The 18,648-nt window shown below is 75.5% G+C and carries 16 protein-coding genes; 12 read left to right on the top strand and 4 right to left on the bottom strand.

Features of this window, described 5'->3' with window-relative positions; translation table 11 throughout:
- Nucleotides 1–6: 6 nt before the first annotated feature.
- From leuS to holA, 5 genes are all read left to right on the top strand, one after another.
- Nucleotides 7–2,922, top strand: a complete 2,916-nt coding sequence (leuS, locus tag GY42_RS06255) for a leucine--tRNA ligase (RefSeq protein ID WP_046528681.1) — start codon at nt 7–9, stop codon at nt 2,920–2,922.
- 44 nt (nt 2,923–2,966) lie between these two features.
- On the top strand, nt 2,967–3,920 hold the full coding sequence (locus tag GY42_RS06250; protein ID WP_082131699.1) for a DegV family protein: 954 nt from the start codon (nt 2,967–2,969) through the stop codon (nt 3,918–3,920).
- Between the two features lie 99 nt (nt 3,921–4,019).
- The gene (locus tag GY42_RS06245) at nt 4,020–4,832 is read left to right on the top strand and encodes a ComEA family DNA-binding protein (protein WP_052748236.1); all 813 of its coding nucleotides are present in this window, start codon (nt 4,020–4,022) and stop codon (nt 4,830–4,832) included.
- On the top strand, nt 4,829–6,382 hold the full coding sequence (locus GY42_RS06240; protein ID WP_052748235.1) for a ComEC/Rec2 family competence protein: 1,554 nt from the start codon (nt 4,829–4,831) through the stop codon (nt 6,380–6,382). The genes GY42_RS06245 and GY42_RS06240 overlap by 4 nt, the downstream gene beginning before the upstream one ends.
- Nucleotides 6,383–6,497: 115 nt before the next feature.
- Nucleotides 6,498–7,463 carry a DNA polymerase III subunit delta gene (gene holA / locus GY42_RS06235; protein ID WP_046528679.1) on the top strand — a complete coding sequence of 322 codons (966 nt, stop codon included), beginning with the start codon at nt 6,498–6,500 and terminating at the stop codon, nt 7,461–7,463.
- A 125-nt stretch (nt 7,464–7,588) separates the two neighbouring features.
- Here holA and GY42_RS06230 read toward each other — a convergent pair whose 3' ends face one another.
- Nucleotides 7,589–8,356 (bottom strand): EAL domain-containing protein, encoded by a 768-nt coding sequence (locus GY42_RS06230; protein WP_046528678.1) that lies wholly within the window; start codon nt 8,354–8,356, stop codon nt 7,589–7,591.
- A gap of 195 nt (nt 8,357–8,551) precedes the next feature.
- Between GY42_RS06230 and GY42_RS20005 the strand changes: the two genes are divergently transcribed.
- Nucleotides 8,552–8,680, top strand: coding sequence for a hypothetical protein (locus GY42_RS20005; protein ID WP_255430519.1), 129 nt, complete (start codon nt 8,552–8,554; stop codon nt 8,678–8,680).
- A 114-nt stretch (nt 8,681–8,794) separates the two neighbouring features.
- Entirely contained in the window at nt 8,795–10,123 is a 1,329-nt protein-coding gene (locus GY42_RS06225) for a helix-turn-helix domain-containing protein (RefSeq protein WP_046528677.1), read from the top strand.
- 118 nt (nt 10,124–10,241) lie between these two features.
- Here GY42_RS06225 and rpsT read toward each other — a convergent pair whose 3' ends face one another.
- Entirely contained in the window at nt 10,242–10,502 is a 261-nt protein-coding gene (rpsT, locus tag GY42_RS06220; protein ID WP_046528676.1) for a 30S ribosomal protein S20, read from the bottom strand.
- A gap of 145 nt (nt 10,503–10,647) precedes the next feature.
- On the bottom strand, nt 10,648–11,172 hold the full coding sequence (locus GY42_RS06215; protein WP_236686729.1) for a type II toxin-antitoxin system PemK/MazF family toxin: 525 nt from the start codon (nt 11,170–11,172) through the stop codon (nt 10,648–10,650).
- A 70-nt stretch (nt 11,173–11,242) separates the two neighbouring features.
- On the opposite strand from GY42_RS06215, the gene GY42_RS06210 reads away from it, so the two are divergent.
- The 3 genes from GY42_RS06210 to GY42_RS06200 are packed head-to-tail and all read left to right on the top strand — an operon-like array spanning nt 11,243 to nt 14,582.
- On the top strand, nt 11,243–12,823 hold the full coding sequence (locus tag GY42_RS06210; RefSeq protein ID WP_046528675.1) for a circularly permuted type 2 ATP-grasp protein: 1,581 nt from the start codon (nt 11,243–11,245) through the stop codon (nt 12,821–12,823).
- Nucleotides 12,817–13,746, top strand: coding sequence for an alpha-E domain-containing protein (locus GY42_RS06205; protein ID WP_046528674.1), 930 nt, complete (start codon nt 12,817–12,819; stop codon nt 13,744–13,746). Before GY42_RS06210 ends, GY42_RS06205 begins: the two co-directional genes overlap by 7 nt.
- Nucleotides 13,743–14,582, top strand: a complete 840-nt coding sequence (locus GY42_RS06200) for a transglutaminase family protein (RefSeq protein WP_046528673.1) — start codon at nt 13,743–13,745, stop codon at nt 14,580–14,582. Before GY42_RS06205 ends, GY42_RS06200 begins: the two co-directional genes overlap by 4 nt.
- A 21-nt stretch (nt 14,583–14,603) precedes the next feature.
- Here GY42_RS06200 and GY42_RS06195 read toward each other — a convergent pair whose 3' ends face one another.
- On the bottom strand, nt 14,604–15,323 hold the full coding sequence (locus GY42_RS06195; protein WP_046528672.1) for a maleylpyruvate isomerase family mycothiol-dependent enzyme: 720 nt from the start codon (nt 15,321–15,323) through the stop codon (nt 14,604–14,606).
- A gap of 139 nt (nt 15,324–15,462) precedes the next feature.
- On the opposite strand from GY42_RS06195, the gene lepA reads away from it, so the two are divergent.
- Both lepA and hemW read left to right on the top strand, forming a co-directional pair.
- Nucleotides 15,463–17,343: a translation elongation factor 4 gene (lepA, locus tag GY42_RS06190; RefSeq protein WP_046528671.1), complete on the top strand. Its 1,881-nt coding sequence runs from the start codon at nt 15,463–15,465 to the stop codon at nt 17,341–17,343.
- 31 nt (nt 17,344–17,374) lie between these two features.
- Nucleotides 17,375–18,613, top strand: coding sequence for a radical SAM family heme chaperone HemW (hemW, locus tag GY42_RS06185; protein ID WP_046528670.1), 1,239 nt, complete (start codon nt 17,375–17,377; stop codon nt 18,611–18,613).
- The last annotated feature ends 35 nt before the right edge of the window (nt 18,614–18,648 follow it).

Genomic DNA, 18,648 nt, shown 5'->3' with positions numbered 1-18,648 from the left:
TCCCGGGTGAGCGACCAGTCCCCGAACCCGACCCCCGACGACGTCCCGTTCCGCTACACCGCCGCCCTCGCGCAGGAGATCGAGCTGCGCTGGCAGGACGAGTGGGACCGGCGCGGCACGTTCCACACGCCCAACCCGGTCGGGGCGCTCACCGACGGCGCCGGACGGCACGCCGAGCCGGGCTCGCGCGCGTTCTTCGTCATGGACATGTTCCCGTACCCGTCGGGCGCGGGCCTGCACGTCGGGCACCCCCTGGGGTACATCGCGACCGACGTGGTCGGCCGCTACCGGCGCATGTGCGGCGACAACGTGCTGCACGCGCTGGGCTTCGACGCGTTCGGCCTGCCCGCCGAGCAGTACGCGGTGCAGACGGGGCAGCACCCGCGCGTGACGACCGAGGCGAACATCGCGATCATGCAGCGCCAGCTGCGCCGGCTGGGCCTCGCGCACGACCCGCGCCGCTCGTTCGCGACGATCGACCCCGAGTACGTGCGCTGGACGCAGTGGATCTTCCTGCAGATCTTCCAGTCCTGGTACGACGAGGACGCCGTGCGCCCCGACGGCGGCACCGGGCGCGCGCGCCCGATCGCCGAGCTGGTCGCCGAGTACGAGGCCGGCACGCGCGCGCTGCCCGCCGACGTCGAGGGCGTCACGCCGGGTGCGACGTGGGCCGACCTCGACGCCGCGACCCGCCGCCGCGTGATCGACTCGCGCCGCCTGGCGTACCTGTCCGACACGCCCGTGAACTGGGCGCCCGGGCTGGGCACCGTGCTGGCCAACGAGGAGGTCACGTCCGAGGGGCGCTCCGAGCGCGGCAACTTCCCGGTCTTCCAGCGCAACCTGCGCCAGTGGAACATGCGGATCACGGCGTACGCCGACCGCCTGACCGACGACCTCGAGCGCATCGACTGGCCCGAGAAGGTCAAGTCGATGCAGCGGCACTGGATCGGCCGCTCGACGGGCGCACGCGTGCGCTTCGCGGTGCAGGGCGGCGAGCAGGTCGAGGTCTTCACCACGCGACCCGACACGCTGTTCGGCGCGACGTTCCTCGTGGTCGCGCCCGAACACGCGCTGCTCGACGAGGTGCCCGCGGCGTGGCCCGACGGCACGTCGAGCGCGTGGACCGGCGGCCACGCGACGCCGTCCGACGCGGTCGCCGAGTACCGCGCGCAGGCCGCCGCCAAGACGGCGCGCGAGCGCCAGCAGGACGCGGGCCGCAAGACCGGCGTCTTCACGGGCCACCTGGCCGTCAACCCCGTGAACGGCGAGCTGCTGCCCGTCTTCACCGCCGACTACGTGCTCATGGGCTACGGCACCGGCGCGATCATGGCGGTCCCGGGGGGCGACGAGCGCGACTTCCAGTTCGCCGAGGCGTTCGGGCTGCCGGTGGTCTACACGGTCGACGCGCCCGAGGGCACGCCGCCCGGTGCGCGCACGCACGACGGCCTGGTCGTCGGCTCGTCGAACGACGAGATCAGCCTCGACGGGCTCGACGTCGCGCAGGCCAAGGAGCGCATCGTCGCGTGGCTCGAGGCCAAGGGCGTCGGCGAGCGCACCGTCACCTACCGCCTGCGCGACTGGCTGTTCAGCCGGCAGCGCTACTGGGGCGAGCCGTTCCCGGTCGTCTACGACGAGGACGACACGCCGATCGCGCTGCCCGACTCGGCGCTGCCCGTCGAGCTGCCCGAGGTCCCCGACTTCTCGCCGCGCACCTACGCCCCCGACGACGCCGACTCCGAGCCCGAGCCGCCGCTGGGCCGCAACACCGACTGGCTGCACGTCGAGCTCGACCTGGGCGACGGGCCCAAGACCTACCGGCGCGACGCCAACACCATGCCCAACTGGGCCGGCTCGTGCTGGTACCACCTGCGCTACCTCGACCCGCACGCCGACGACCGCCTGGTCGACCCCGCGCTCGAGGAGTACTGGATGGGCCCGGGCCACGGCTCGCAGCCCGCGGGCTCGCCCGGCGGCGTCGACCTGTACGTCGGCGGCGTCGAGCACGCCGTGCTGCACCTGCTGTACGCGCGGTTCTGGCACAAGGTCCTCTACGACCTGGGCCACGTGCGCAGCGCCGAGCCGTTCCACAAGCTGTTCAACCAGGGCTACATCCAGGCCTACGCGTACACCGACGAGCGCGGCGTCTACGTGCCCGCGGCCGAGGTCGTCGAGGACGAGGCGTCGCCCACGGGCTTCACGTGGGACGGCCAGCCCGTCAACCGCGAGTACGGCAAGATCGGCAAGTCGCTGAAGAACGCCGTGTCGCCCGACGAGATGTACGAGGCGTACGGGGCCGACACGCTGCGCGTCTACGAGATGTCGATGGGTCCGCTCGACCTGTCCCGGCCGTGGGAGACGCGCGCGGTCGTCGGGGCGCAGCGCTTCCTGCAGCGGCTGTGGCGCAACGTCGTCGACGAGACGACCGGTGAGCTCGTCGTCAGCGACGACGCGCCGTCCGCCGAGACGCTGCGCGTGCTGCACCGCACGATCGCCGACGTCCGCGAGGACATGGAGGCGATGCGCATCAACACCGCGATCGCCAAGCTCATCGTGCTCAACAACCACCTGACGACGCTCGAGCGTGCACCGCGCGCGGCCGTCGAGGCGCTCGTCGTCATGACGGCGCCGGTCGCGCCGCACATCACCGAGGAGCTGTGGGCCCGCCTGGGCCACGACGAGTCGGTCGTGCACGCGTCGTTCCCGCAGGCCGACCCGCAGCACCTCGTCGAGGACACCGTCACGTGCGTGTTCCAGGTGCAGGGCAAGGTCCGTGGGCGCGCCGAGGTCCCGACGTCGGTGACGGACGACGCGCTGCGCGAGCTCGCGCTCGCCGACGAGGGCGTGCAGCGCGCGCTCGCCGGGCGCGACGTGCGCACGGTCGTCGTCCGGGCGCCGAAGCTCGTCAACGTGGTGCCGGCCTGACCGGCACGCCGAGGGGCGCCGCGGCGGTGCCGCGCGTCGCGGTCGTGACCGACTCGACCGCGGCGCTCCCGCCCGCGCTCGCCGCGCAGGTCGGGCTGCACGTCGTCCCGCTCGACGTGAGCGTCGACGGCGCGCGCCACGTCGAGGGCGTCGACGTCACGCCCGAGCAGCTGCTGCAGGCGCTCGAGCGCGGCGCGAAGGTGACGACGTCGCAGCCGCCGCCGTCCGCGTTCGCCGCCGCCTACGAGCGCGCGGCGGCCGCCGGCGCGCACGAGATCGTCTCGGTGCACCTGTCGGGCGAGATGTCGGGGACCGTCCGGTCGGCACGCACCGCGGCGACCGTGAGCCCCGTGCCGGTGCGCGTCGTGGACTCGCGGAGCGCCGCCCTCGGTCTCGGCTTCGCGGCGCTCGCGGCGGCCCGGTGCGCCGCGACGCCGCTCGACGCGTCGGAGCTCGCCGGTCCTGACGTCACGGCGGCGCCGGCCGACGGTCGCGCGGCGGCCGTCCGGCGGTGGGTCGCGCGGGTCACGCGCCGTGAGCCCGACGCCGCGCCGACGTGGCCGGACGCCGAGCGGGTCGCGCGCGTCGCGGCGCAGGCGGCGCGCGGCACGCAGGTGTGGTTCCTCGTGGACTCGCTCGACCACCTGCGGCGCGGCGGACGCCTCGGCGCAGGTGCCGCGGCGCTCGGCACGGTCCTGGGTCTGCGTCCGCTGCTGTCGCTGCAGGACGGCCGGCTGGTCGTGGCCGAGAAGATCCGCACGCGGCGTGCGGCGCGCGAGCGGCTCGAGCAGGTCGCGGCCGCCGAGCTCGCCGCGCGACCTGCGGCACGCGTGGGCGTGCACCACGTGGGGCCCTCCGACGTCGCCGACGCGCTCGCCGCCAGGCTCGCGGCGACGCCGGGGGCGCGCGTGGTCGAGACGGTCGTGGCGGACGCCGGTGCGGTGCTCGCCGCGCACGTCGGCCCGGGCCTTCTGGCCGTGGTCGTCGCCGACGCCTGACGCCCGGCGAGCCGCCCACAGCACGACGGACCCGCCGCTCGCTCCCGCGGGGACGAGCGGCGCACCCGCTCGGCGGTCACGGTCCCTAGCGTCGCGACGGTGCGTCCCGACCGTCCCCCCGTCCCGCCCGACGTCGCCCGCCGGCTCGCGGCCCTCGCGGCACCGCCGGCGACGCCCGTCGCGGACCGTCGCGACACGGGCTGGACGCCGCGGCCCGTCGCCCCGGAGCCGTGGCACCCCGACGTCGCCACCGCCCTCGCCGACGCGGCCGACCGGGTCGAGCGCCCGCCCGCGCCGCACCCGCCGCGCACGCGCTGGGCACCGTCCTGGCGGACCGTCGGCGCCGCGGTCCTCGTGCTCGCGCTCGCGGCGGGCGGCGTCGCGCTCCGGGCGTCGACGGCGCCCCGAGGCGACGCCGTCGAGCTGCCCGTACCCGGGGCGGCGGTCCCGTCCGGTGCGAGCGGCCCGGCCCCCGCACCGGACGCCACCGCACCGGGCGGCGTCGTCGTGCACGTGGTCGGCGCGGTCGGGACCCCCGGGGTCGTGCGGCTCGACGCGGGCGCCCGGGTCGCCGACGCGCTCGCCGCGGCCGGCGGCGGCACGCCGGACGCGGACCTCGGCGCCCTGAACCTCGCGCGCACGGTGACCGACGGCGAGCAGCTCCGCGTCCCGGTCGTCGGCGAGCAGCTCGCCGCGGCGCCCGACGGCTCCGCGCCGGACGACGGGCTCGTCGACCTGAACCGCGCCGACGCGACCGCGTTGCAGGAGCTCCCCGGGGTCGGGCCCGTGCTCGCGGGTCGCATCGTCGAGCACCGCACCCGGACGCCCTTCACGAGCGTCGACGAGCTCGACGACGTCCCCGGCATCGGACCCGCGCTCATGGCCGACCTGCGTGCGCGGGTCCGCGTGTGAGCGCGTCGCCGTCGGCCGCGACGACCGCTGCGGACCTGCGCCTCGTGCCGCCCGCCGTCGCGGCGTGGGGCGCCGCGCTCGTCGTCACGCTCGCGCCCGGCGTCCTGCGACCCGCGGCGACCGGCGCGGGCTGGCTGCTGGCGGCCGCCGCTGCGGCGGTGCTCGCCGCGGCGGCGGGCCGCGTGGCGGGCGCGTCGAGCGCCCGGTGGCGTCGCGCGACCGCACCCGCCCCGCGCGCGGCGGGTCGCGGCCTGCCGGGGCGGGTCGCCCGGGTCGCGGCGCTCGCCCTCGCGACCGCCGCGGCCGTGCTGGTCGCGGGCGGTGCGCAGCGGGCGGCGGCGGAACCCGACGTGCTCGCCGCCGCGGCCGCCCGAGGAGACGCGGTCGAGCTGGTCGGACGTGTCGGCGGAGACGCGCGCGCCGTCACCGCGGGCTCCGCGCCGCGCGAGCGCGTGACCGTCGCGGCCACCGCGGTGCGGGTCGACGGGGCGTGGCGGGCCGTCGCGGCGCCCGTGACCACGCTCGGTCCGGCCGGGCTCCCGACCGACGCGGTCGTGCGCCTGCGCGGGACGCTCTCCCCGTCCGACCGCGCGGGACGCGCGGCGGTGCGGCTGAGCGTGCGCGGGCCCGCGTCGGTCACGGCGGACCCGCGCACCGCGCACACCTGGGCGGAGCGCGTGCGTGCCGGTGCGCGGTCCGTGGCGGCTCCGCTGCCGCCCGACGTGCGCGGCCTGCTGCCCGCCGTGACGGTCGGCGACACGCGCGCCGTGCCCGAGGACCTGGTGGCGGCGATGCGCACCGCCGGGCTGACGCACGTGACGGCCGTGTCGGGCGCGCACTTCGCGATCGTGGGTGCGCTGGTCCTCGCGCTCGCCGGCGCGCTGCGGGCACCGCTCGTGGTCCGTGCGGCCGCGGTCGCGGCGGCCGGTGGTCTGATGCTGCTCGTCGTCGGACCGCAGCCGAGCGTCGTGCGGGCGGCCGTGATGGGAGGCGTCGGTCTGCTCGGGCTCGTCGTGGGACGCCGCTCCGTGGGACCCGCGGCGCTCGCCACGGCGGTCGTGGTGCTGCTGGTGGCCGACCCGTGGCTCGCCGTCGACGTGGGCTTCGGGCTGTCGGTCGCGGCGACGGCGGGCCTCGTGCTGCTCGCGCGCCCGCTCGTCGAACGGCTCGCCCCGCTGTGCGGCCGGGACGCCGCCGGCCTGCTCGCGGCACCCGTGGCCGCCCAGGTCGGGTGCCTGCCGGTCGCGCTGGCGGTGTGGCCCACGTTCGGGCCGTGGGCCGTGCTCGCCAACCTCGCCGTGGTGCCCGCGATCGCGCCCGCGACCGTGCTGGGGCTGCTCGCCGCGCTCGTCGCGACCGTGTGGCCACCCGGCGGCGCGGCGCTCGCCGCGGTCGCGGGCGCGGCGTGCTGGTGGGTGGCGGCGGTGGCGAGGTGGGTCGCGCGGCTGCCCGCCGCGGGTCTGGCGTGGTGGCCCGGTCCGGTCGGGGCCGCGAGCGCGGTCCTCGTGGTCGTGGCGGTGGCCGCGCTCGTGCGGCCCCGGCACGGGTGACCGGACGGCGCGCGGCGGTGTCGTCGGGGTCTGGCAGGCTGGACCCGTGGCAGCCCCCGCTCGATCCTCCCGTGGCACCTCCGCGCGATCGGGTCGCGGCGGTGGCACCGCCGGGGTGCCGTGGTCGCAGGCCGAGCCCGCACCGGTCGTGCTCGTCAGCGGCGCCGAGGCGCTCCTGTCCGAGCGCGCGAGCGAGCGGATCGTCGCGCGCGTGCGGGAGACGGACCCCGACGTCGAGGTGACGCGCGTCGACGCCGCGACCTACGCGGCGGGAGAGCTCACGGTCCTCACCAGCCCGTCGCTCTTCGCCGAGGGCAAGGTCGTGCTCGTCGAGGGCGTCGAGCGCGCCGGGGACGCGCTCCTGCTCGACGCCGAGGCGTACCTCGCCGACCCCGTGCCCGACGTCGTCGTGGTGCTCCGCCACGGAGGCGGGCAGCGCGGCAAGCGCCTCCTCGACGCCGCGAAGCGGGCCCAGGTGCCGACCGTGGCGTGCGACCCCGTCAAGACCGACGCCGACAAGTCGGCGTTCGTGCAGGACGAGCTGAGGCGTGCCGGGCGCCGGGCCGACGCCCGGGGCGTGCGCGCCCTCGTCGACGCCGTGGGCTCCGACCTGCGCGAGCTCGCGGCCGCGTGCGCGCAGCTCGTCGCCGACACCACGGGCCTCATCGGCGAGGAGGCGGTGCAGCGGTACCACGGGGGGCGCGTGGAGGCCACGGGCTTCCAGGTCGCCGACGCCGCCGTCGCGGGCGACGCGGGCAAGGCCGTCGCCCTGCTGCGGCACGCGCTCGCGACAGGGCTGGACCCGGTCCCGATCGTCGCCGCCGTCGCGGCACGCCTGCGGACGCTCGCGAAGGTCGGTGCGGTCCGCGGCAGGGGAGCGGCTGCTGCGCGGGAGCTCGGCATGGCGCCGTGGCAGGTCGACCGCGCGGCGCAGGACCTGCGGCGGTGGACGCCCGAGGGTCTCGCGGTCGCCATCTCGGCGGTCGCGCAGGCCGACGCCGAGGTCAAGGGCGAAGGACGAGACCCGCGGTTCGCGGTCGAGCGTGCCGTGCTCCGCGTCGCCGCCGCCGTCGACCGCTGAGGTCTGCGGAGGCGTCACGTCCCGGGGCGGCGGCGGGCTGCGAGCGGCCCGTCGTGCGCGTCCGCGCGTCACGGACCGCTGCGCGAGGCATGACTCGGTGGCGTGCGGGATTCACCCGCCCGAGGTCACGGGCGGAAGGGTCGTCCGCCCTGCTGCCGCCCGGCGTCGCTGCCGACGGGCCTGTCGTCGGCCCGGTCCAGCACGCCCGCGCGCTCGATGAGGTTGCCCTGGAACAGCGTGAACCCGAGGTCGCGCGCCTGCCGCAGCTCGTCCGCGGTCTCGACGTACTCGGCCACGAGCATCGCGCCGAACGACCGCGCGACCCGCACGACGGGGTGGCCCTCGACGTCGAGGTCGCGGACGTCGATCTTGACGAAGTCGGCGTGGGGGAGCAGGCGTCGCTGCTCGGGGCGGTCCGCGAACGCGGGGATCGCGATGCGGAAGCCCTCCTCCCGCAGCCGGCGCAGCCCGGCGAGGGCCGCCGCGTCGACGTCGGCGGTCGCGCTCACCTCGATGACGAGCCGGTCCGGACGGTGCGGCACCGCGAGGTCCCCGACCAGGTGGGCGCGGGGGCAGCGCACGAACAGCAGCCGCCCGTGCGCGACGCGCTCCAGGTCGGCGCGACCGAACGTGGCGCCGAGCACGTGGTCGGTGGCCTGCTCGTGCTCGAGGGGGCCCCACTCCCGCGCGAGCTCGGGGTGGAGACCCGGGCCGCGGTACGACAGCTGGTAGGCGAAGGGGCGGCCGTGCGTCGAGTAGATGCCCTGGCGCGCGACGAGCACGGGCGCGTGCGCCACGTGCTCCTGCCAGGCCTGCGCGAGCGAGCGCGGGATCGCGGCGTCGACCGCCGCCCCCAGCTGCGCGAGGACCGCGTCGGGCCCGTCCGATGTCATGGGGACTATGACACCACAGGTCGCACCGTGTGATCCCTCGGCCGCCGGGTGGAATCGTGGACCACTCGTCCGGGTGAACGCAGGGTCGCGGCGACGGTGTGCCGTGTGTCACCCTGTCCGCGACGGCCCGCCTGCCTGGAGGCCCGTCGGCATCGGTTCCCAGGAGATACGTAGACACCGGACAGGAGATACGACATGAAGGCTCTGGCCAGCGCACTCGCCGCTCTCGCGGTCGTCGGCTCGCTCGCGGTCGCCACGCCCGCCGTCTCGGCGTCCGCCTCGCTCAACGGTGGAGCGAGCGGCTGCTGCAAGGACTTCCACTGATCTGATCGATCCGTGGGTCGCGGCGTCACGCACGGGCGTGGCGCCGCACCCGCGTGGACGCGCCGGGACGATGGGGTCTGGCGCACCCAGAGGTCATACGTACAATGACTTCTCATGACGACTATCGGTGACCGTGTCCGCGAGGCGCGGTTGGCCGCTGGGCTCTCCCAGACGGCCCTGGCGGGCAGCGCGTTCTCGCCCAGCTACATCTCCCTCATCGAGGCCGGGCACCGCGAGCCGACGGACGCCGCGCTCGGCGTGCTGGCCGAGCGGCTCGGCACCACGCTCGAGTTCCTCAAGCACGGCGAGGACGGCCCCAACGAGGCCCGCACGCGACTCGAGCTCGACTACGCGCGGCTGGACCTGGCCAGCGGGGACGCGGCCGGCACCGTCCAGCGGATCGGCGGGCTCGACCTGTCGGTCGTGACGCCCACGCTGCGCATCGAGGCGCACACCACGCTCGCGCGCGCGCACGAGCTGCTGGGTGAGCTCGAGACCGCGATCGCGCTCCTGGAGCCGTTGCTCCTCGAGACGCAGCAGCGCCCGGACCACCTGCGCGCGGCGACCCTCACGACCGCGCTCGTGGGCTGCTACCTCGAGGCAGGGGACCTGCACCGTGCGGTCGAGGTCGGGGAGCGCACGCTCGCCGAGCTGGACGGCGCGGACCTCGTCGGCACCGACGAGCACCTGCGTCTCGCGTCGACCGTGCTGTGGGCGTACGTCGAGCGGGGGGACCTGCTCTACGCGACGCACCGCGCGGCCGAGCTCGTGCGGCTCGCCGAGTCGCTCGGCACCCCCCGGGGGCGTGGCAGCGTCTACTGGAACGCCGCGCTCGTCGCGGAGCAGCGTCGTGACTACGAGCTCGCGCAGCGCTACACCGAGCGCGCGCTCGCACTGCTCTCGGAGGGTGAGCCGGACCGCGACCTGCCGCGGCTGCGCGTCAACTACGCGTGGCTCCTGCTGCGTTCGGACCCGGCGGACCCGCGTGGCGCGCTTGAGCAGATCGAGCGGGCCGAGCCGGGGCTGACGGCGGTCGGGTCGGCGCTCGACGTCGCGCGGCTGCAGGTCGAGCGCTCGCGCGCGCACCTGCTGCTCGGCGACCGTGCCGCGGCCGAGACGGACGCGCGGGCGGCGCTCGCGGGTCTGGGGGACGCGCCGCGTCTGGAGGCGGCCACGGCCCGGATCGCGCTCGGCGACGTGCTCGACGCGCAGGGCGACCACGACGGGGCGGCCGACGCGTACCAGCGCGGCGCCGACATGCTCGGCATGATGGCGGCGACCCGGCACTCGGCGGGCGTCTGGCGTGACCTGGGCGACCGGTACCTGCGGCGCGGTGACGTCGAGGCCGCGGCCCGGGCCTTCGACCGTGCGCTGCGCGAGGCCGGCTTCCAGCCGTCGGTCCCGGCGGGCGTGCCGCGCGAGACGTGGGCGCTGGAGAGCTGAGGCTGCCCCGACGCACGAACGCCGGAAGGGCGGCACCCCCGCGGGGGTGCCGCCCTTCCGGCGTTCGTGCGGTCACCGCGAGGTGACCGTGCGCGCAGGTGGAAGCTGCGCGGCGGGCTCAGAGGCCGTTGACGGCCTTCGCGAGCGCCGACTTGCGGTTCGCGGCCTGGTTGGCGTGGATCACGCCCTTCGACACGGCCTTGTCGAGCTTGCGCGAGGCGACCGTGAGCGCGGTCGCGGCAGCCTCCTTGTCGCCACCGGCGACGGCCTCGCGGACGCGACGCACGTACGTCTTCAGCTCCGACTTGACGGCCTTGTTCCGCAGCCGGGCCTTCTCGTTCGTGCGGATGCGCTTGATCTGGGACTTGATGTTCGCCACGTGTGGACTCTCTTTGTGTTCGCCGAAGCGATCTGACAGGTCGTAGAGGGCGTGCGCAGCGCCGGGACTGGGGCGTGGGGACACCCTCGGGAAAGGCCTGCGCGTGTGTCCACACCGACCCGGAGCGGACACGCAACTGACGATGCTACCAGCCGTGCAGCCGTGCGGCGGCGCGCACCACGGCGTCGTAGCGCCGCCGGTCGAGCGCGGCGCCCTCGCGGCGCACCGCGTCGGCGGGCAGGCGCAGCACGCGGTCGAGCCGGACCTCGCTCGGCCGCCCGCGGGGGTCCCACGCGCCCGTGCCGACGTCGAGCCACGTCCGGCCGTGCCGTGCCTCGTCCGCGGCGTCGCGGTCGTGGTCCTTGCTCGTGAGCATGAGCGCGACGATCACGGGGCCCTCGACGGCCAGCACGAGGACGGGGCGGTCCTTGCCGCGCGTGGCGTCCTCCTCGTAGGGCACCCACGTCCAGACGACCTCGCCGGGGTCGGGCCGGCCGTCGTCGCGCGGCGCGTACGCGGGTCGGACGCCCCCGCCCGGCGGCGTGGCCGCCGCGCCTCCCGCGGACGGCGCGGAAGGGCCGGGTCGGGTCTGCGGCGCCCGCTCGCGCGTCGGCGCGAGCAGGGCACGCGTGGCCTGCCGCAGCAGTCCCGCCAGTCGTCCGGTGCGCACGTCCAGGAGCCTAGGGGTGAGCGGTGCGTCCCGTAACGCGACGTTGACACGGTCCGGCTACATTCGCGGCATGGCGGACCTCTTCGACGACTACCCGGCGGGGACCGCGTGGGACGAGATGATCGGGCCGGAGGGCGAGGCCCGCGCGGCGTACCGGCAGGTGCACTCGGCGCTCGCGCAGCTCTCGGCGGGCGAGCTGCGGGCCCGGGCCGACACGCTCGCGCGCTCGTACCTCAAGCAGGGCGTGACCTTCGACTTCGCGGGCGAGGAGCGGCCGTTCCCGCTCGACGTCGTGCCGCGCGTGCTCGCGGGCGACGAGTGGGAGCACGTCGCGCCCGGGGTCTCGCAGCGGGTGCGTGCGCTCGAGGCGTTCCTCGCCGACGTGTACGGCCCGCAGAAGGCGGTCGCCGACGGCGTCGTGCCGCGCTCGGTCGTCGTGTCCTCGACGCACTTCCACCGCGCCGCACGTGGCGTCGAGCCGCCCAACGGCGTGCGCGTGCACGTGTCGGGGATCGACCTCGTGCGCGACTCGCTGGGCGGGTGGCGGGTGCTGGAGGACAACGTCCGCGTCCCGTCGGGCGTCAGCTACGTGCTGTCGAACCGCCGGGCGATGGCCCAGACGTTCCCCGAGCTGTTCGCGACGCTGCGGATCCGGCCGGTCGTCGACTACTCGCGGCGGCTGCTCGCCGCGCTCATGGCGGCGGCACCGGCGGGCGTCGACGACCCGACCGTCGTGGTGCTGACGCCGGGCGTGTACAACTCGGCGTACTTCGAGCACACGCTGCTCGCGCGCACCATGGGCGTCGAGCTCGTCGAGGGGCGTGACCTGTACGTCGCGGGCGGACGCGTGTGGATGCGCACCACGCGGGGCCGCCGCCGCGTCGACGTGATCTACCGCCGCGTCGACGACGAGTTCCTCGACCCGGTGGTCTTCCGCTCGGACTCGCTGCTGGGCTGCCCGGGCCTCATGACGTGCGCGCGGCTCGGCACGGTGACGCTCGCGAACGCCGTCGGCAACGGGGTCGCGGACGACAAGCTGCTGTACACCTACGTGCCGGACCTCATCCGGTACTACCTGGGCGAGGACCCGATCCTGCCGAACGTCGACACGTGGCGCCTGGAGGACCCCGGCGCGCTCGAGGAGGTCCTCGACCGCCTGCACGAGCTCGTGGTCAAGCCCGTCGACGGCTCCGGGGGCAAGGGGCTCGTGGTGGGGCCGCGGGCGACGCGATCCGAGCTGGACGAGCTGCGCGGGCGGCTCCGCGAGGACCCCCGCGGCTGGATCGCGCAGCCGGTCGTGCAGCTGTCGACCGTGCCCACGCTCGTCGAGGACGGTCTGCGGCCCCGGCACGTCGACCTGCGGCCGTTCGCCGTCAACGACGGCGAGTCGGTCTACGTGCTGCCCGGCGGGCTGACGCGCGTCGCGCTGCCGGAGGGGCAGCTCGTCGTGAACTCGTCGCAGGGCGGCGGGTCGAAGGACACCTGGGTGCTCGGGGGGCGCGTGCCGCGCCGCGCGCCCGGCACGGGGCAGACGGTGCCGCAGACCGTGCCGAAGGACGCGTCGGTCCCGATCGACTCGAACCCGTCGGACCGGCGCGTGCAGGTCATGCAGCAGCAGCAGACGCTCGCGGTCGGGGGGACGACGTGCTGAGCCGCATCGCGGAGTCGCTGTTCTGGATCGGCCGCTACGTCGAGCGCGCCGACGACACGGCGCGCCTGCTCGACGTCCACGTGCAGATCCTGCTCGAGGACCCGTGGGCCGAGGAGGACCTGGCCTGCCGCTCGCTGCTGTCCGTGATGGACCGCCCGGCGCCGCCGGACCACGTCGAGGTGGGGCGCGAGCACGTGCTCGACGTGCTCGGGTACGACAGGTTCTCGCCGTCGTCGATCGCCGGTGCGCTGGTCGCGGCGCGCGAGAACGCGCGGCGCGCGCGCGAGATCGTCTCGACCGAGCTCTGGGAGTGCCTCAACGCGAGCTGGAACCAGCTGCCCTCGCAGATGCGGCCGGCACGACCGCACGACTACTTCACGTGGGTGCGCGAGCGGGCCGCGATCGTCGCGGGGATCGTGGAGTCCACCACGTCGCGCGACGAGACGTGGCACTTCCTGGTGCTGGGCCGCGCGATCGAGCGCGCCGACATGACCGCCCGTCTGCTGACGACGCGCGCGCTGCTCGGGTCCGCCGGCCCGGGGTGGTCGACGCTGCTGCGCTCGTGCGGTGCGCACGAGGCGTTCCTGCGGACGTACCGCGGCACGGCGTCCGACGAGCGTGCCGCGGGCTTCCTGCTGCTCGACCGGCTGTTCCCGCGGTCCATCGTGTACGCGCTCAACGAGGCGGAGGCCTCGCTCACGGCGCTCGAGCCCGTCGCGGACCGCGCCGGCATCGACGACGCGCGCCGGCACATCGGGCACGTGCGCTCGAACCTCGAGTACCGGCCGCTGCTGGAGGTCCTCGACGACCTCCCGCGCGAGATGGAGCTCGTGCAGCGGGCGTGCTCGGCGGCGTCCGACGCGATCCGGGCGCGGTACTTCCCGTCCGGGGCGGAGCTGACGTGGGTCGGGGAGGCGCTGTGAGCAGGTTGCGGATCGTCCACACGTCGACGTTCCGGTATGCCGACCCGGTCGTCGCGTCGTACAACGAGGCGCGCATGACGCCGCTGTCGCTGCCGGGCCAGTCGGTGCTGGAGACACGGCTCGAGATCCAGCCGCAGACGTGGTCGCACGACTTCCGCGACTACTGGGGCACGCACGTCACCGCGTTCGAGGTGATCGCGCCGCACCGTTCGCTCGTGCTGACGGCCGAGCACGTCGTCGAGGTGGCCGAGCGCCCGGCGCCGTCGCAGTCGGTCGCGTGGGACGTGCTGCACGGGCCCGAGGTGCGCGACCGGCTCGCGGAGCACCTCGGCACGACCGACGCCACCGACGTCCCCGACGACGTCGTCGCGCTCGCGCGGTCCGCGGCCGAGGGGCTCGAGCCGGCGGCGGCCGCGGAGGCGGTGTGCCGCGCGCTGCGTGACGAGATGGAGTACATCCCCGGGGTCACCACCGTGCACACGCCGGCGGCCGAGGCGTGGGCGAGCCGGACGGGCGTGTGCCAGGACATGGCGCACCTCGCGCTCGGTGCGCTGCGCGCGATCGGCGTGCCCGCGCGGTACGTCTCGGGGTACCTGCACCCGGACTCGTCGGGCGAGGTCGGGACGACCGTCACGGGGGAGTCGCACGCGTGGGTCGAGTGGTGGGCCGGCGAGTGGTACGGCTACGACCCGACCAACCGCGTGCCGGCGGGCGAGCACCACGTGGTCCTCGCGCGCGGACGCTGCTACGACGACGTCGCGCCCCTGCGCGGCATCTACGCGGGCGCGCAGACGCAGGACCTCGTGGTGCGGGTGCGGATCACGCGCGAGGCGTGACCGGCCGCTCCTCGGCGCGCGTCACGGCGTGATCCGCCCCGCGAGCGCCGCGTCGAGCGCGGCGCGGTCGCCCGTGACGGCCAGCGCGGCGTCGGCGGGCGTCGTGCGGCCCCACAGCAGCAGCGCGAGCCGCTCGGCGGGCCCGTGGACGATGACCGACGGCTCCGCGGGCGCGTCGGGTGCCGCCGTCGTGTCCCACGTGCCGTGCGCGTCGTCGGCCACGAGCCGCACCCGCCCCGGCAGCCCGGGTGCGCGCCCCAGGGCCACCTGGCGCGGGTGCATGACCGTGACGACCTCGTCGACCGTGTCGGCCCAGAGCGCGGGCGCCACGTCGAGCGGCAGGCCGCCGGCCGCGCGCAGGTCCCACAGGTGCACGAGCGTCTCGTGCACCTGACGGCGGTGCCAGAACCGGACGACCCCGGAGTCGTCCAGCGTCCACGCCGGCGCGTCGGGGTCGAGCCCGGCGAGCGTCTCGCGCAGCTCGGCGGCCTGCGCGGCGTAGAACGCGTCGAGCACGAACGGCCCGCGGCCGAGCGACGTCTCCTGGCGGCGGCGCGCCTGCCCGGCCGCCCAGTGGTGGATCCGACCCAGGTGCTCGACGAGGTTCCGCACGCGCCAGCGGCCGCACCAGGGCACGCGCACCTCGGCGTCGACCTCGCGCACCGACGCGAGGAACCGGTCCTGCAGATCCGCCAGCACGGCCGTCGTCGCGACGGGTGGGTGGCCCAGGGCGTCCGTCATGGGACCATGGTGCTGCCCGCCACCGACACCCCGACAGGGCCGGGGCCGCCACCGACCGTCGTGATCACGCCGCGCGCGTGGTCGAGCGCCGTCGGCGCGAGCGCCCGTCGAGCCCGTCCAGAAGCCGGAGAACGCCGAGTTGCCCATCCCGTCCGCCACCGCCGCCGCGCGGATCCGCCCGTCGGCGACCGCGCCCGAGCTGCTGCGCAACTTCTGCATCATCGCGCACATCGACCACGGCAAGTCGACGCTCGCCGACCGCATGCTGCAGCTCACGGGCGTCGTCGAGGCGCGCGCCATGCGCGCGCAGTACCTCGACCGCATGGACATCGAGCGCGAGCGCGGCATCACGATCAAGTCGCAGGCCGTGCGCATGCCGTGGGAGCTCGACGGCACGCCGTACGCGCTCAACATGATCGACACGCCCGGCCACGTCGACTTCACGTACGAGGTCTCGCGCTCGCTCGCCGCGTGCGAGGGCGCCGTGCTGCTCGTCGACGCCGCGCAGGGCATCGAGGCGCAGACGCTCGCGAACCTCTACCTCGCGCTCGAGAACGACCTGCAGATCATCCCCGTGCTCAACAAGATCGACCTGCCGGCCGCGCAGCCCGAGAAGTACGCCGAGGAGATCGCCGGGCTCGTCGGCGGCGACCCGGCCGACGTGCTCAAGGTGTCCGGCAAGACCGGCGAGGGCGTCGAGGCGCTCCTCGACCGGATCGTGCAGACCGTGCCGGCGCCGGTCGGCGACGCCGACGCGCCGGCCCGCGCGATGATCTTCGACTCCGTGTACGACACCTACCGCGGCGTCGTCACCTACGTCCGTGTCGTCGACGGCCGACTCGACCCGCGCGAGCGCATCGTCATGATGTCGACGCGCGCGACGCACGAGCTCCTCGAGATCGGCGTCATCGCGCCCGAGCCCGTGCCGACCAAGGGCCTGGGCGTCGGCGAGGTCGGCTACCTCATCACCGGCGTGAAGGACGTGCGCCAGTCGAAGGTCGGCGACACCGTGACGAACGCGGCCAAGCCCGCGGACCAGGCGCTGGGCGGGTACTCCGACCCCAAGCCCATGGTCTTCTCGGGCCTGTACCCGATCGACGGGTCCGACTACCCGGCGCTGCGCGACGCGCTCGACAAGCTCAAGCTCAACGACGCCGCGCTGAACTACGAGCCCGAGACGTCGGTCGCGCTCGGCTTCGGCTTCCGTGTCGGGTTCCTCGGCCTGCTGCACCTCGAGATCGTGCGCGAGCGGCTCGAGCGCGAGTTCGACCTCGACCTCATCTCGACCGCGCCGAACGTCGTCTACGACGTCACGCTCGAGGACCGCACCGAGGTCGTCGTGACGAACCCGAGCGAGTTCCCCGCGGGCAAGATCCGCGAGGTCCGCGAACCGGTCGTCAAGGCCACGATCCTGACGCCGTCGGAGTTCGTCGGCACGATCATGGAGCTGTGCCAGTCGCGGCGCGGCGACCTGCAGGGCATGGACTACCTGTCCGAGGACCGCGTCGAGATGCGCTACCTGCTGCCGCTCGCCGAGATCGTGTTCGACTTCTTCGACCACCTCAAGTCGCGCACGCGCGGGTACGCGAGCCTCGACTACGACACGACCGGCGACCAGGCCGCCGACCTCGTGAAGGTCGACATCCTGCTGCAGGGCGAGCAGGTCGACGCGTTCAGCGCGATCGTCCACAAGGACAAGGCGTACGCGTACGGCGTCATGATGACGGCCAAGCTCAAGGAGCTCATCCCGCGCCAGCAGTTCGAGGTGCCGATCCAGGCCGCGATCGGCTCGCGGATCATCGCGCGCGAGACCATCCGCGCGATGCGCAAGGACGTCCTCGCCAAGTGCTACGGCGGCGACATCAGCCGCAAGCGCAAGCTGCTCGAGAAGCAGAAGGAGGGCAAGAAGCGCATGAAGACCATCGGTCGGGTCGACGTGCCGCAGGAGGCCTTCATCGCCGCGCTCTCGTCCGACGGCGGCAGCGGCGGCAAGGACGCCAAGGACGCGAAGAAGAAGTGAGCGCGACGGCGCCCGTCGAGGGCGGCGCCGCGTGAGCCCGGCGCTGCCCGACGGCGACCCCGCACCGCCCGACGGCACGCTGCCCGCGTCGGCGGCGGCCGGTGCCGACGCGCGCCGGTTCGGCGTCTACCTGCACGTGCCCTTCTGCGCCGTGCGCTGCGGGTACTGCGACTTCAACACCTACACCGCGACCGAGCTGGGCGGTGGCGCGAGCCTCGACGCCTACGCGTCGACCGCGCTCGGCGAGGTCGCGCTCGCCGACCGCGTGCTGCGCGACGCGGGCGTGCCGCACCGCGCGGTGTCGACCGTGTTCGTCGGCGGCGGCACGCCGACGCTGCTGCCGGTCGACGACCTCGCGCGCCTGCTGGCCGGCGTGCGCGACACGTGGGGGCTCGCGCCCGGTGCCGAGGTCACGACCGAGGCCAACCCCGACTCGGTGACGCCCGAGGGGCTCGCGCGCCTCGCGGCGGGCGGCGTCACGCGCGTGTCGTTCGGCATGCAGTCGGCCGTGCCGCACGTGCTCGCGACGCTCGAGCGCACGCACGACCCCGCGCGGGTCCCGGACGTCGTGCGGTGGGCGCGCGACGCGGGGCTGCGGGTGTCGCTCGACCTCATCTACGGCACGCCGGGGGAGTCGCTCGACGACTGGCGGCGCTCGGTCGACGTCGCGCTGAGCACCGGGGTCGACCACGTCAGCGCGTACGCGCTGGTCGTCGAGCCCGGCACGCGCATGGCGGTGCAGGTGCGCCGCGGCGAGCTGACGTTGCCCGACGAGGACGACCAGGCGACCAAGTACGAGCTCGTCGACGACCTGCTCACGGCCGCCGGGCTGCGCTGGTACGAGGTGAGCAACTGGGCCCGCACGCCCGCGGACGCGTCGCAGCACAACCTCGGGTACTGGCGCGGGGACGACTGGTGGGGGATCGGCCCGGGCGCCCACAGCCACGTCGGCGGCGTGCGGTGGTGGAACGTCAAGCACCCGCGCGCCTACGCGGACCGGCTGGGACGCGGGCTGAGCCCGGCCGCGGGCCGCGAGCTCGTCGACGCGGGCACCGCGCAGCTCGAGCGCGTCATGCTGGGCGTGCGCGTCGCCGAGGGGCTGCCGGTCGCCGACCTCGAGCCCGCCGCACGGGCCGCGGTCGCGGGGCTCGTCGCGGACGGCCTGGTCGACGGCCGCGCCGCGCTGGGTGCCGACGGCGAGCGCCGGGTCGTCCTCACGCGTCGCGGGCGGCTGCTGGCCGACGCCGTAGTGCGCGCGCTCGTCGTCTGACGCGCCGTCCGCCCCGGTGCCGGCGCTCGCCGGAC

It is taken from the genome of Cellulomonas sp. FA1 (assembly GCF_000986825.1).
Classification (GTDB): domain Bacteria; phylum Actinomycetota; class Actinomycetes; order Actinomycetales; family Cellulomonadaceae; genus Cellulomonas; species Cellulomonas iranensis.
The sequence above is the reverse complement of the archived record's forward strand: the minus strand, read 5'-3'. Positions and strand labels throughout refer to the sequence as shown.